The 14,517-nt window shown below is 43.2% G+C and carries 15 protein-coding genes and 1 pseudogene; 14 read left to right on the top strand and 2 right to left on the bottom strand.

The genetic code is table 11. The features are described 5' to 3' along the window. Positions 1–265 (bottom strand): 2Fe-2S iron-sulfur cluster-binding protein (locus AC5V8P_RS01405; RefSeq protein WP_495473544.1); only part of this gene is annotated, 265 nt, incomplete at its 3' end. 593 nt (positions 266–858) lie between these two features. Here AC5V8P_RS01405 and moaA point away from each other — a divergent pair. The 11 genes and pseudogenes from moaA to AC5V8P_RS01350 all read left to right on the top strand — a co-directional run bounded on the left by moaA (position 859) and on the right by AC5V8P_RS01350 (position 9,147). Then, positions 859–1,872, top strand: coding sequence for a GTP 3',8-cyclase MoaA (moaA, locus tag AC5V8P_RS01400; protein ID WP_064795980.1), 1,014 nt, complete (start codon positions 859–861; stop codon positions 1,870–1,872). A gap of 40 nt (positions 1,873–1,912) precedes the next feature. Next, positions 1,913–2,725 carry a formate dehydrogenase accessory sulfurtransferase FdhD gene (gene fdhD / locus AC5V8P_RS01395; RefSeq protein ID WP_064795981.1) on the top strand — a complete coding sequence of 271 codons (813 nt, stop codon included), beginning with the start codon at positions 1,913–1,915 and terminating at the stop codon, positions 2,723–2,725. A gap of 137 nt (positions 2,726–2,862) precedes the next feature. Further along, positions 2,863–3,111: a MoaD/ThiS family protein gene (locus tag AC5V8P_RS01390; RefSeq protein ID WP_063210014.1), complete on the top strand. Its 249-nt coding sequence runs from the start codon at positions 2,863–2,865 to the stop codon at positions 3,109–3,111. Positions 3,112–3,172: 61 nt separating this feature from the next. Continuing rightward, positions 3,173–3,877 carry a molybdenum cofactor biosynthesis protein MoaE gene (locus AC5V8P_RS01385; protein ID WP_064795982.1) on the top strand — a complete coding sequence of 235 codons (705 nt, stop codon included), beginning with the start codon at positions 3,173–3,175 and terminating at the stop codon, positions 3,875–3,877. A gap of 99 nt (positions 3,878–3,976) precedes the next feature. Further along, a complete protein-coding gene (locus AC5V8P_RS01380; protein ID WP_196771825.1) occupies positions 3,977–5,056 on the top strand; it encodes a thiazole biosynthesis adenylyltransferase ThiF in 1,080 nt (359 codons plus the stop codon). Positions 5,057–5,131: 75 nt separating this feature from the next. Next, positions 5,132–5,947, top strand: a complete 816-nt coding sequence (gene modA / locus AC5V8P_RS01375) for a molybdate ABC transporter substrate-binding protein (RefSeq protein ID WP_063210016.1) — start codon at positions 5,132–5,134, stop codon at positions 5,945–5,947. Positions 5,948–5,975: 28 nt separating this feature from the next. Then, positions 5,976–6,641 carry a molybdate ABC transporter permease subunit gene (gene modB / locus AC5V8P_RS01370; RefSeq protein ID WP_081276743.1) on the top strand — a complete coding sequence of 222 codons (666 nt, stop codon included), beginning with the start codon at positions 5,976–5,978 and terminating at the stop codon, positions 6,639–6,641. Between the two features lie 182 nt (positions 6,642–6,823). After that, a complete protein-coding gene (locus AC5V8P_RS01365) occupies positions 6,824–7,171 on the top strand; it encodes a Na-translocating system protein MpsC family protein (RefSeq protein WP_063210018.1) in 348 nt (115 codons plus the stop codon). 79 nt (positions 7,172–7,250) lie between these two features. Beyond that, positions 7,251–7,850, top strand: a pseudogene (locus AC5V8P_RS01360) (tRNA(His) guanylyltransferase Thg1 family protein); the annotation flags it as partial. Positions 7,851–7,853: 3 nt separating this feature from the next. Beyond that, complete coding sequence (locus AC5V8P_RS01355) at positions 7,854–8,306, top strand: AAA family ATPase (RefSeq protein ID WP_063210020.1); 453 nt, start codon at positions 7,854–7,856, stop codon at positions 8,304–8,306. Positions 8,307–8,316: 10 nt separating this feature from the next. Next, positions 8,317–9,147 carry a hypothetical protein gene (locus AC5V8P_RS01350; RefSeq protein WP_064795983.1) on the top strand — a complete coding sequence of 277 codons (831 nt, stop codon included), beginning with the start codon at positions 8,317–8,319 and terminating at the stop codon, positions 9,145–9,147. Between the two features lie 37 nt (positions 9,148–9,184). On the opposite strand, the gene AC5V8P_RS01345 is transcribed toward AC5V8P_RS01350, so the two are convergent. After that, positions 9,185–9,331, bottom strand: a complete 147-nt coding sequence (locus AC5V8P_RS01345) for a hypothetical protein (protein WP_231116773.1) — start codon at positions 9,329–9,331, stop codon at positions 9,185–9,187. Positions 9,332–9,701: 370 nt separating this feature from the next. Here AC5V8P_RS01345 and AC5V8P_RS01340 point away from each other — a divergent pair, with 370 nt between their 5' ends. The 3 genes from AC5V8P_RS01340 to AC5V8P_RS01330 all read left to right on the top strand — a co-directional run bounded on the left by AC5V8P_RS01340 (position 9,702) and on the right by AC5V8P_RS01330 (position 14,381). After that, positions 9,702–11,294 carry a ClC family H(+)/Cl(-) exchange transporter gene (locus AC5V8P_RS01340; RefSeq protein WP_064795984.1) on the top strand — a complete coding sequence of 531 codons (1,593 nt, stop codon included), beginning with the start codon at positions 9,702–9,704 and terminating at the stop codon, positions 11,292–11,294. A gap of 529 nt (positions 11,295–11,823) precedes the next feature. Then, positions 11,824–13,290 carry an Ig-like domain-containing protein gene (locus tag AC5V8P_RS01335; protein WP_064795985.1) on the top strand — a complete coding sequence of 489 codons (1,467 nt, stop codon included), beginning with the start codon at positions 11,824–11,826 and terminating at the stop codon, positions 13,288–13,290. Between the two features lie 212 nt (positions 13,291–13,502). Then, the gene (locus tag AC5V8P_RS01330; protein WP_064795986.1) at positions 13,503–14,381 is read left to right on the top strand and encodes a hypothetical protein; all 879 of its coding nucleotides are present in this window, start codon (positions 13,503–13,505) and stop codon (positions 14,379–14,381) included. The last annotated feature ends 136 nt before the right edge of the window (positions 14,382–14,517 follow it).

Below are 14,517 nucleotides of genomic sequence, written 5' to 3'. Positions count from 1 at the left end.
TAGCCTCGGTTTGGGCCGCTTTTGCGCGATCCGAATGCAAATGAATGTCCATTCCATCTGTAGCAAGGGTTGAACAGGAGCGCACAAGCTTTCCGTCAACTTCCACGATACATGTGTCACAGGTGCGGATCGGATCCACTTCGGGAACGTAACACAGTTGGGGATGGGCAATATTGTTTTCGTTGATCACTTCAAGAATGGTTGCACTGCTTTTGGTTCTCAGTTCCTGTCCGTTTAATGTAATTTTGATTGTATTATCTGTCACGGTTCAGGCTCCTTTCAGATTTTGAATTTTAAAATTGGGAATAAAAAAACTCCACCATAAACACAAGTGCTCGTGTTTAAGCACTTGTGTTTATGGTGGAGTAGTGACCAAGCTCTAGGTCCTGGAGGCCAATCCGCCATAGAAATATGTATTAATACCAAACAGTACGCACTGTCTGTATATCAATAGATCAGATATGTCATTTTCTGCATGTCATCTGGTGTAACTATAGCGTAAAATTTAAGATAGTTCAACGGTGCTTTATTAAAAATTTTAACTGATAATGATTATCGATTGAGAAAGCGAAAAATCATTGACAAACGTTCCAGGATTGCTAACAATAGGAATGTAGAGCATTCGTGAATGGAGTGTGCGTGGGAATCGCGTATATTTTATTTGGCGCAGCGCTTGTTAGTTTGATTTTTCTATATCACATGATGTGAGGATTCGTAAAATCCTGATGTAGATAAATTAACCGGCATTTAGCAGATTCTTCGGTATTCATAAGCGAAGAAGTTGTTGTGATGCCGGTTTTTTGGTTCAGTCTAGAGTTTGAAGAGGTTTATTAATGAAGACGGATTGAGGTGAACGGGATGGCGAACCGCAGCGACGATCAATGGAATCGTCCGTTACGGGACTTGAGAATATCCGTCATAGACCGATGTAATTTTCGGTGCAGATATTGTATGCCTGAAGAAATATTTGGCCATGACTATCCGTTTTTGCCAAAAGAAAAAATATTGACCTTTGCGGAAATTACCCGCCTCTCTCGTATCTTTGTCTCGCTGGGTGTTACAAAGCTGCGTATTACTGGGGGTGAGCCGTTACTGAGAAAAGATTTGTCCTCGCTCATTCATTCGTTAACTCAACTCGATGGGGTTGAAGATATTGCCATGACGACGAACGGTGTATTTTTGCCTAAGTATGCAGCGTCACTGCGAGAGGCGGGGCTGAAAAGAGTAACGGTTAGTCTGGATTCGCTTAATGATGATCGATTCCGCCGAATGAACGGGGGGAGAAGCAGCGTAAAGGCGGTGCTGGAAGGTATTGAGGCTGCTGCTCAAGTAGGCATGCAGGTGAAAATAAATATGGTCGTGCAAAAGGGCTTTAACGATCAGGATATCGTGCCCATGGCCGACTATTTTCAAAAGAAAAAGCATATTTTGCGTTTTGTTGAGTTTATGGATGTAGGGAACACCAATGGCTGGAAATTGGATCAGGTTGTGTCCAAGCAGCAAATCATCGAAACCATCCACAAGCACATGCCGTTAGAACCTGTTTCACCCCAGTACAAAGGTGAGGTAGCGACGCGCTATAGATATCTAGACAGAGACGGGGAAATCGGTATTATTTCATCCGTTACGGACGCTTTCTGCTCTACATGTACACGGGCGAGAATTTCTGCGGAGGGCTCCTTGTACACTTGCCTGTTTGCGTCTAAAGGGTACAAGCTTCGCACGATGCTGCGTTCCGAGCAGACCGATGATGAGATTAGGTCTTACATTGAGCATGTTTGGAGAGGACGTACCGACCGCTATTCAGAGGAACGGTTAACTCATACAAAGCAAGCATCGTCCAAAATTGAAATGTCACATATTGGCGGGTGAACCGAAGAGCCAGCCTGTCAGAAACAAGGGAGTTGAGCACATGGAAAAGCCGGCTGAGGTAAAACGCGAGATTCTACGTTATCGGGACGGTCAGATCAAGCGTTTTGAAGACACAGTGGTGACGGAGTATCCAGTAACCATTAAAATCAATCAGCAGGAATTTGCCACCATGGTTTGTACACCAGAGTATGTAGAGGATATGGTAGTGGGCTTTTTGGCCTCTGAAGGCGTCATTCAACGGTATGATGATATCGAAGATATTTGGGTTCAGGAAAAAGAAGGTTATGTTCATATTAAAACCCGTCGGATGAATGAGTTTTATCAAAACTTTCATTCCAAGCGATATATTACCTCCTGTTGCGGAAAAAGTAGACAGGGATTTTACTTTATAAATGATGCCAAAGTGGCAAAAAGAATGAGTGATACCCATGTTACGGTGTCTTTTGGCGACTGTTTCCGGCTGATGAATTTGATGCAAACCTCGGCGCATACGTTTCAGGAGACCGGTGGCGTTCACAATGCAGCGCTGTGTGACAAAGACGGAATAATCTTGTCCAGAATGGATATTGGTCGACACAATGCGCTGGATAAAATCTATGGGTACTGCCTAAAGCATGATATTATATTACAAGATAAAATTATCGTATTCAGTGGGCGCATCTCGTCTGAAATTTTGTTGAAGGTTGCAAAGATTGGTTGCGAGGTTGTTTTGTCCAAGTCAGCTCCTACAGAGCTTGCACTTGAATTGGCAGAGGATCTGGGGATTACTACCATCGGCTTTATACGAAGTCGTTCTCTGAACGTATATACGCACACGGAGCGGATTGATGAACTGGTTGAATCTAAAATATAATATAAAAAAATGATCAATGTAGACCATCATCGTTAACCAGCATGGAATAAAACCTTTCGAGGTATTAGTTCATGTTGGTTTTTCTTGGTGTATATGCGATGGTAAGTCCTTGTGCCTGAAAGGGGGGAACCTACTTAATGAACTATCATATTCAAGTATTTGCCGGACTTGCAGAACTGATGGGAAGTCCTATGATTACGGTGCCTGCTGATCAGGAAACGATGACTGTCAACGCATTAAAAGACTTGCTGTCCCAGTATTTCCCTGAAGCAGCCGCTCAGTTGCAGGGGGCTTTTGTTGCCAGAAATCAAGCCTACGCTGCTCCTGAGGATCTGGTTAGTATACATGATGAAATTGCGATTATTCCTCCAGTTTCAGGAGGATAAGCTCCAGTAACAGGATAGGTGAATCGATAGATAGCGTGTATTAAAGGGGGTCAGAGACATAATGCAATACCATATTCAATTACCCGCAGGTATGGCGGAGCAATTTAGTGACGTGCTCACCGTGGAGCTTTCACAGGAAACGGTGACCATTGCAGACATTCGAACAAGGCTGAATGAGCTGTACCCGGAGATAACTTCACAACTGCCCGGTTCTTTTTTTACCCATCATAAAAGACTTGCTTCTCCTGATGAACTTGTGCTTCCATCAGATGAAATTGCTCTTCATCAGTCAGCACCCGGAATGAAGACGGTCGTTTCAAAATGCGGCTTATACGCTATTACCTACGACCCGATTGATGCCGATGAGGTAACCTCCAAGGTACACGACCCCTCGCATGGGGCATCACTGACCTTTAATGGTACGACCCGGGAATTTACACAAGGTCAGCGAACGGTGCTGCTTGAATATGAAGCGTATGTGCCAATGGCCATGAACACGATGAAGCAGATTGGCGACGAAATTGCTGATCGATGGCCGTCAACGCGCACTGCTATTACACATCGGCTTGGTACGGTAAGGATTGGAGAGACCAGTGTCGTGATTGCTGTTTCTGCTGCGCACCGTGATGCTTGCTACGAGGCCAGTCGCCATGCCATTGAACGCTTGAAGCAAATCGTACCGATTTGGAAAAAGGAAGTGTGGGAAGATGGCTCAGAGTGGAAGGGACACCAGCTAGGTGGCTGGAATCCTCATAACACCCCATAACTTTCGAGTTAGGTGGGGACATCTGGACTTTTATCTTGTCTGATCAGCTTGCAGCAATTAAAGGATAAGAAGTATGGGGGCGTAAATTACATGTCTGACATGTCTGAAATGAAAAAGGACCCAAAAACGGATGCGGATGCAGAAGCACACACGCAGGCCTCACACGCCCGATACTCAAGGCAAGAGCTATTTGGAAAAATCGGGCCGGCAGGACAAAAAAATATCCGCAGCAAGCATGTGTTAATGGTAGGTGCTGGAGCACTGGGGACGGCCAACGCGGACATGCTGGTGCGAGCGGGTATCGGACGGCTGACGTTGGTAGACCGGGATTATGTAGATTGGAGCAACCTGCAACGCCAGCAGCTCTATGACGAAGCGGATGCCCGTGAACAGATACCCAAGGCAGTGGCCGCCCAGAGGCGATTGCAGCAAATCAACTCGGACGTGGACATCCGTGCGCTCGTCCAAGATGTATCGCTGGAGGAAATCGGCGATATTGCGGCAGGGGTGGACCTTATTGTAGATGCCACAGATAATTTCGATACACGTCTGCTGTTGAACGATTACGCCGTCAAGCACCAAATCCCTTGGATTTACGGAGCGTGTGTAGGCAGTTACGGAACAACCTTTACGATTGTTCCAGGACAGACACCCTGTCTGCATTGTCTGCTGGGAACTGTACCGCTCGGCGGTGCGACCTGTGATACGGTCGGGGTGATCAGCCCAGCTGTACAGATGGTAGCGGCTTACCAGAGCGCCGAAGCATTAAAGCTGCTGACTGGAGACAATCCAGCCTTGCAGGGCAAGCTGATTTCCTTTGATCTATGGAATAATCAACATCAGGCGATTCAAATCAGCGCTATGAAAAAAGCGGATTGCCCGACGTGTGGGGAGCATCCAGTATATCCATTTTTACAATCAGAGCACCAGGCTAAAACGGCTGTACTGTGCGGACGTGATACGGTTCAGATCCGACCGGTCATGGGCGCTGCACGCAATCTGAACGAAGCGGCCCGTCTGCTATCCCGTCAGGGAGGCAAAGTGGAGCATAATCCATATCTAGTGTCCGTTGTCATTGGAGTGCATCGGTTGGTTCTTTTTCAGGATGGACGTGTTTTGATCCATGGCACCAAGGATATTGCCGAGGCGAGATCTATTTATCACAAATATTTGGGTTGACCCAATAGATTCAGAACTTAATGAGATGCACACTGTCACCTCATTACGGAATTTAGAGGATAGGGGAAGAAAAAGTTGAAAAAGAGATTCGGGTACATATTCACATTCGTTGGATTGTTGGCATGGGTGCTGGCTGGATGCTCATCTCAAGCTGCTGTACAGTCGACAGCATCTGCGCCCAAAACAGAGTTGATCGTATCTGCCGCTGCGAGTCTTCAAGATAGTCTGAATACGCTCAAGGCGCAGTATGAACAGCAGCATCCAGATATCAAGCTTACCTTTAACTATGCTTCATCCGGTACTTTACAAAAACAAATTGAGCAGGGTGCACCCGCTGACGTATTTATATCGGCAGGTATGAAACAAATGAAGGCTTTAACCGATGCTTCTTTGGTAGAAAAAGATAGCGTACTGCTCCAAAATAAACTGGTTGTGGTTGTTCCACAAGATAAGGCGAAGAGTACAGATAACAAGAGCATGACACTCAATGATCTGACAAGTCCTTCTTTTATGAAGCTTGCGGTTGGGGAGCCTACTACCGTTCCTGCCGGACAATATTCCAAAGAGTCGCTGACAAAGGCCGGATTATGGGACAAGCTGGAACCGAAGATGGTGTTCGCCAAAGACGTAAGACAAGTATTAAACTATGTTGAAACAGGCAATGCCGATGCTGGACTCGTTTATTTGACGGATGCCAAATCATCCGATAAAACAGTCGTAGCACTAGAAGTACCTGAGGAATTGCATACACCTATTCTGTATCCGGAAGGTATTGTAAAAGCAACCAAACACAGCAAGGAAGCAGGCGAGTTTGTCGATTTTCTGCGTACAGATGAAGCCATGAGCGTATTCAGTAAAGATGGATTTTCTGCTCCAACAGAAAAGAAATAGAATTCACAGATAAAGGAGGGGGATTCCGTTGGATTGGTCGGCTTTTCTTCCTCCGGTTATCGTATCTGTCAAAGTCGCTGTTGTTGCCAGCATCATTGTCTTTTTACTAGCTACTGTGGTAGCCCGAATGATGGCGAACTGCAAGCTGCGAAGAGGAATCAGCGTGATTGAGACCATCCTACTTCTTCCGCTCGTTTTGCCACCCACTGTTGTCGGCTTTATTTTACTCATCTTGCTGGGAAGGAAAAGCTGGATCGGCACTGCATTTGAAAGCCTGTTCCAGCAGACGATTGTATTTACGTGGGGAGCCGCCGTGGTGGCGGCCGTAGTTGTTGCTTTTCCACTGGCTTACCGGACGATCAAGGCAGGCTTTGAAGCTGTAGATCCCGAGATAGTGCAGGCTGCACGCGCGCAAGGTGCCAACGAATGGCAAGTGTTTCGTCATATTACGATGCCCCTTGCTTACCGACCGCTTATTTCAGGGTACATTCTCGGATTTGCCCGAGGGTTAGGGGAATTTGGTGCTACGCTGATGCTTGCGGGCAATATTCCGGAGCAAACTCAAACTCTGCCTACAGCGATTTACACCGCGTCCGAGGTCGGAAATATGACACTCTCCTGGAGCTGGGTGGCCGTTATCATATTATTCTCTTTTATGATGTTGATGCTATCGAATCGATTGGTGAAGGATTAATCTGTTTGTATTTAGTAGTATACGCAGTCTGTCCGATTGGACGGGCTGTATTTTCTTTTCTATGAAGTCCTATGGCAAGTATGTTCCAAGAATCACTTTCGCTTCATCACTGTTTTATATGATAGGAATCGGTTATGATGGAAATAGTAAGGATTTTAGTAGATTTAGGAGAGCGGTGCGATATGAGAAAGGAAACGGGTTTTAACGAAATTATTCGCAAAGTACGTAAAGAGCTATTTGGAAAAGGCCCGGAACGCATACATACAACCTTTGTAGATAATATGGCCATCACAATGCTATACGGTAATTTAACTCCATCGGAGAAGTTTCTTGCGCAAGAGGATGCAGGAAGAGAGATGGTGCATGCAGCTCGAACCAAAATGGTACAAAAAATCTATCCTGTACAGTTCAATAAAGAACTGGAGGATTATATGGATTCCCGCTTACTGCATCTCTTTTCAGATATTAAAGTGGAAGAAGATATAGCCATCTCTGTTTTTGTATTTGAGGACAATATTACTGTGAAATAAAAGGAAATCTGGAATTTACATCCTAACATTAGGGAAATAGATGCTATGAAAAGTGAAGGAGTTACATAGTTTATGAAACTTTGATGAGAAGCTAATCTTTGCATTGTGGGAGACGTGCAAATATTTGGCCTATAATATTATGGGCTGTAAATTGGTGTACCATCAGAGTGATGAAATTTCCCTGCTTCTTACGAATTATGACAAATTAACGACACAATCTTGGTTTGAAAATAATCTTCAAAAGATGGTGTCTATATCTGCCTCTCTGGCTACTGCCAAATTTAATGAAGAAATCCGGAAAGTTTATCCGGATCAACCTCTAGCTACTTTTGATGCAAGAGCATGGGTTTTACCCCATGATGAGGTTGCCAACTACTTTCTATGGAGACAACAAGATGCTACTAATAACAGCATTTCTATGGTAGCTCGAGCTCATTTCAAGCATTCAGAACTACAAGGATTGAACGGAAGTCAGCTCCAAGACAAGCCTTTTGTGGAAAAAGGACTGAACTGGAACGACCTTCCCGTCTGGCAAAAGCGGGGAATCTGTATTACCAAACAACAGTATAGCAAAGGAGAAGCTATCAGAAGTAAGTGGGATGTTGATCATGAGACGCCAATCTTTTCACAAAATAGAGATTATATTAACCAGTATGTATACTTGGACAAGGATGTGTGAGGTTTGGAGTGTGTCATTTTTATAGGAATTCAGGCTTCGGGCAAGTCGACTTTTTATAAAGAACGATTCTTCAAAACACATATGCGAATAAATCTGGATATGCTGAAAACACGAAATAGGGAAAATATATACCTTCAGGCCTCCATCGAAACGATGCAGCGTTTTGTAGTGGACAATACCAATCCAACAGTTGAAGAACGAAAGAAATATATAGATGCTTGTAAAAATAAGGGGTTTAAAATCATTGGCTACTACTTTGAACCCGATTATGCTGAATCTATTAAGCGTAATGAGCAGCGCACAGGCAAAGAGTATATTCCTGAAATTGGTATTAAAAGTGTAATGAGTAAACTAGAGGTCCCAAGTTACGAAGAAGGATTTGATGAACTCTATAGCGTGATTTCCAATGAAGGAACATTTCAGATCAGAAGACTGCCGGAAAACCATACAATATAGGGGGAGTACCATGAACATACCTGAGAGATTTATCAAACATTTTCCAGCCTACGAGGACGTATTTGCCAGCGATCTTGAACATCACCGCAAGCACTTTCTGCCAATCTGCTCGATTAATCTCCAATTTTTATTTCCAGAGCAGGACGAGTGGCTTCATTTTGTTTCCGTAAAAGAAATCCACGAAGGCTGTGTGGGTGAAAATACTCAGCAATTTCATACCTTATATACCAAGGAAGATATGCTGGGATTCGATGTAATTGACGGCAAATACAAATTCGAAGCAGACTGGAATTATTTTAGTCTTCATCAGAAAGAGCAATTGGAAGACACCTATGAGGCGCTGAAATCTACCGGAGATAAAGCGTACCTACGCATGAAGAGAGAAGTCATGGCGTTGGGCGGACTGGAACAGGTGTACATAGCTAATGAACAAGACTACGAAGCTCGCAAAGCATTTTTCTTAGAAAATAATAAAATCTATCCTTATTCCTCCTTTGGAGAGGCCAAAAAGTCTGTGGAAGAGCTCACCCACGATTTTGAGGAAAAGCAATCCAGCGGTTGGGGGCTAAGCTTTCCCGAAGTCAACGGTATTCTGGATGATATCGCATTTCAGTCTGATGAGGCTCAAAGCTACATCAAGGAATATGACGAATCCTTGGAAGAGATGCTCAAGTTTGAGCAAACTAACTTGCTTCATGTGCCTAAACGCGCCAATGGTGAGACATTTACATATATCGGTTCTTTCACCGGGTATTATTTTCAAGCGTTTGGAGCCGATACGGTTTACTTATTTTATGATCGAGAATTAAAGAAAGCGGTAATTTGTATCGAGTATTCTTAGGATATAGAAAAAGCTCCCTAGACGGGAGCTTTAAAATTTATTTCTTATTAATCTTCACGTCGTGCTCTTTGGCAAGTGTGTTAACCTGTTCACCAAAATCTCTGAATAGCTTTTTACCCTCGCTTAGCTTGGTGTTACCCTCATTAATTAAGTTCAGATCCCCTTTTTCCAACGCATCGACCATCGTAATGAGTGCTTCTTTTTGAGTGCTAACTGCCTTGATGTAGGTTTCGTGGACCGCTCGTACCTCAGGAGTTTCCGTCTTTACTGCTTCAACTGTTATTTCGTATTTAATTGATATAGGATTCTATTTTCACCCCCAAAGTTGACCTATACGATAGCATCTACTTTATGTCCATTGAAGCCAAAAGATGAAAAGAGCACGGAGAAAATACTGTACGGATGGGGCGTATGGACGAGGATAAGCTCGATCTATGAACACTATAGGAAGTGCTGGCAAATATTCAGACTGTGATATAATTTATTGCAGAGATACGTGACAATGAATTATCATATTAGCCATTCCTAAAATTGAAGTGAAGTAGGTTTTGTGAATGGATAGAAATGATACACATAAAACACTGGCGATCTGGTTTAATTTTAAATTCCGACTCTTGATAGGCGGCGTAATGGTTGGCTTGTTATCTGGTAGCGTGGTTGTGTTGTTCCGATTTGTGTTGGAAGAAGCTCTGGATTGTGTTCTTGGATTTTATCACTATCAATTGCGCCATATATGGATTATTCCGTTATGGTTCGTGATATTAGTGATATCCGGATGGGTAACGGGAATGCTCGTCAAAAAACAGCCTGCTATTTCTGGTAGTGGGATTCCCCAAGTAAAGGCGGTTTTACAAAACAAGCTCCATATGAATTGGTGGAAGGCTGTTACGGCTAAATTTGTGGGAGGTGCTATTAGTATTGGTTCCGGTTTGTCCTTAGGTAGAGAAGGTCCTTCTATTCAAATCGGGGCTCTAACTGCCCAGGGGTTTAGTCGTTTGATGAGTAAATCGAAAACAGAAGAAAATATTCTGATCACCTGCGGAGCAAGCGCTGGACTGGCAGCGGCCTTTAATGCACCCATTGCAGGGGTCATTTTTGCGTTGGAAGAAATACATTTGAATTTCTCGCCTCTTATCCTGATTGCGTCACTCGCTTCATCACTGGTGGCTGATTTTGTATCCAAAGAATTTTTTGGAATGGGCCCCATTTTTCACTTTATGAATGTCGGACCTGTTCCACTGAATCAGTACATTCATTTGCTTGTTTTAGGTATTATTGTGGGTATTATGGGAGTTGTGTTTAATAAGTTTATATATGCCTTTCAAGACTTCTATCAAAAAATGACCTGGCTGCCTGCTTCTCATAGACCCATTCTCCCTTTTGTAATGGCTGGAGTGCTGGGACTAACCTTGCCATTACTGCTTGGGGGCGGAAATAGCCTGGTGAACGATTTGATAGCAGATTCTTTTTCGTTGAAATTTCTTCTTGTTATCTTAATATTTAAGTTTTTATTCACGATGCTCAGTTACGGTTCTTCTGCTCCTGGTGGAATCTTTTTACCTATGCTCGTGATTGGAGCCTTAATTGGTGTGATGTATAGCAAGTTCATAAATGGATTATGGGGGATGTCTGCACTTAGCGAAAGTAGTTTTTTGATTTTGGCGATGGCAGGCTACCTTACAGCGAGCTTGAAGGCTCCTATTACTGGAATCATATTGATTACCGAAATGACAGGCAACTTCACTAATCTACTATCTACAGGTGTTGTCTGCCTCGTTGCCTACATGACGGCCGAGTTGTTCCGCTCTCATCCGGTGTATGAAGTTCTGCTGGAGCGCTTTTTGTATCAAAGAAAGGAAAGGGATGAAGCGGAGCAATCATCAAGCAAAGTTATATTTGAACTACCTATTCTTCAGGGATCTCGTTTGGACGGTACACAGATCAAGGATTTTCAGTGGCCTGTTCACTGTCTCATTGTTTCTGTTAAGCGTGGATCGGATGAAAAAATTCCTGATGGAGAGATGCTCTTACTGGCGGGAGATTATTTGACCATACTTACGAGCGATCGACACGTAGCCTATGTTCATGATAGTTTGAGGGAACCCGCAGGTCAAAGCACCAACTGGATACAAGGGATACCAAAATAAAACCTTAGAATAATATTTTCTATATTAACCAGTATTACTTTATGGTAAAGCTAGGCATCTTAGATTTTCCAGTACATATTTAAGAAATGATGAATTTCTTCTAATAAATTTGAGAGGAGATTCAGTATGAAAAGGTTTAAAACATGGTTCCAGTTAAAGTAAACTCAATGAACCTGTTATCTTTCGAGGTGACAGTGAACGAGCTCGCAGCCCGACCGGAGCTGAAAAGGCTAACGTACTTGTAGTTCATGCCAAGAAGGGCCTGATATCAAGTCACAGTACCCGCTAGCCGTAATAATGATACATTAAATGTGAAGCTAGGAAAGCACAAGTCAGTATTCAGCCGTGTTTATTTACCAAGGATAAGAAAATGGTCTTATTTTCACAGATTACAAATAGAAAATCTTTTGCATAATATATTCCAATAGAATCAAAGATGATTTATGATAGAGCCATACAGCCTAGAAATCGCCCTGGTTTATCCGGGGATAGCGGGAATTCCTTAAACCATTTGAGAGGGGATTTCAGTATGAAGAGGTTCAGAAAGGCTATTTCAGTTATGCTAAGCTTGACGCTACTGTTTGCTTTTGGGATGATTGCAAACGCAAGTCAAGGCACGGAGATAAACAAGGAAAAACAAGCTGTTGAAGCTGATTCCAGTTTTCAGCTAACAACGAATAATGAAGATGTTATTGAGCATCTAACCCGGGTGGACAAGCCTGAAGGTATTACATCCTCAGTGTATAACATGCAGGAAAATATCAATTTCAAAGCACCAGAGACATTCTCTTTGAAAAGGGAGACCCTTCCTTCCCTGAAAGCAAGTCCAACGGTAGCTACAGCTTCCTCTGCTACGTACTCCGGTACGATTACGGAAGAGGGCGGTACACAGTTTTTATATCCGATTTATGTGAAGCCAGGTGAATTGTTGCATGCACAGTTGGATGGTCCATTTTCAGAACAGCTTGACTATGACTTATACTTGTACGAATTTGATATGACGACAGGGGATATCAACCCCAATGCTATTGATGCCTCCACCTACGGGACCTATTTTAACAAGTATGAACATGGGTCTGCATCACTTCCTGAAAATGTAGGAAGCCGCAATGCTACCAAATCTGAAAAAGCTTATGCGATTGCAGTCCATTCCAAAAAGGGATCGAGCATAAATGACCCTTTCTATTTAACTGTGGATGTAAGCTCTCAATATGATGCCTATGAACCAGATGAGAGTGCTTTTCATGCCTACAACTTTACATTTAGTACAGGGGGAGCTACCCTTAATTCACGCTCTATTCATTCAGGAATTGACAACGATTGGTATCAAATCACAATTCCTGCGAATCGCAATTATGATGGTTTGAATGTCAAACTGGACAGCACTTCAGAAAGCTACGGTTACAAAGCGGAAGTTTACGGGGCTCTTAGTGGCAACCAAATGGTGCTTCTGCCGCAAACCAATCATAATGTTACCTTGAATACGGGAACCTACTATGTGCGAGTGTACACCACAAATCAGTTTTCAGCTGATCACTTATATGCACTGACACTTAAACCAGTACTTCGTGCTGGTAAAATTGTAATTAACGGTTACGACTCAAAAAACGGTCCGAATGATTATCCATCCTACTCTTACGGTCGTCATTATCGGGTTAATGGAAACACCAACCTGACTGTAAAGGGTGTCGTTACTACAACGGATAATTACCCCGTAGTAAATGCGCCAGTTAATGTGACATGGTTGAACCAGAACTGGACTGAAAGCAGCGGGAATCGAACTCGTACAGGCACTGGTTATACGGATCAAAATGGAGCCTTTAGTGTGACCCTTTCCTTGCCGCATTCTACGGGAAGTATTGCGGAATACTTGTCGGGACCCATAAGTTTTACACATTACTATGATCTTTCAGGTGTAGCTGCTCAGGTGTCAGGTACTTCACTTACAGCTACAGATATTGTGTATCACTTTGCTTATAGCATTTATGGCGGTTGATGTACTGTTCTATTAAGAAGTGACAGCGTCAGCTTGTTTGTTTAACAATTCACATTCAGAGTCAGGAGCTTGCTTCAAAAATTGTTCATTTTTAGGACAAAGCATATATTCATTCCATATATGCTTTGTCCGATATATATAGCAACAGGGTTACATTACAATTATACATACGCCTTAGATTGCCTGTTACAAACATGACAGGAGGAAATAGGATGAATTTTGAACCTCTTAGAGCACAACAAGCGGTTCTTAGCTCTGGTAGCCTACGGATAGACCCGGCAAGCAAGCAAGTTCCGTCCCCCCAGCTCCATGAAGAAAAAATCTCCAGGTTCGTCGTTCAGGACACCGTGGAGATCAGTGAAGCCGGTAGAAAGCTGGCTGAAGGGGATATTGTGTCACATGCTGCCAAGTATTTTGGCACAACACAGATCAATGATGCATTAAACCGGGTTTTGGAGGATCAGCCGGAAGAAGTGTCCAATGCAGTGTACAACATGATTCAATCCAATTTTATCGTCGACGGAACAGTAACGGATGATAAGCAGCGAGCGGTGTTGCTGGAAATGGGAGTTTCCCAATCCAAGTATATTGCAGATCATTACATGGAAGGCGATAAAGCCAAGGAATTTATGGAAACCATGAATCAGATAGCTGGGATTGCCATGACACGAACCATAGATTCAGAGACCGGAGATATTAGCTACACGACTCCAGCAGATCGTCCGATAGGTGCTCCTGAGGACTATGTCAATCTGTCGGAAGTGATGAAACAGGTTGATCCTCAGAAATATACTACGTACATGAATGACATTAAGGGTGGAGGAAATGGATTAAGCCAGCTGCTAAGTTTTGCGCAAAAGGTTCCTAAAAACCCCGATTGGATTCATAAATACAAGGAACGTACAGGACAGACTGAAGAACTGTTAAATAAACCACAGTTAACGAATCGGTTTGACAAAGCGGACACATCCTCAGCTTCCGCGTTTATGAATAGTATGCAAAATCTTCTTAAGGAATCTTCTCCTGCTCAGGATGCTTACATGCAGAATATGCGTGGATTTTTTCGAAACTTGGGTGTTCGGGTTGATTAAAACTTCAAAGCGATCACTGAGATGAGAAATTCGAGAATTTATCACAGCTCATTTTGCTGTTCTGTTTACATCCTGCTTGGAACGAAGTATAATAGCTTCAAAACATACTCGTGATATAGAGGAAGCACCTCAAACC

The sequence above is a fragment of the Paenibacillus sp. N119s genome (assembly GCF_059447605.1).
This window is presented reverse-complemented; position numbering and strand designations above follow the sequence as displayed.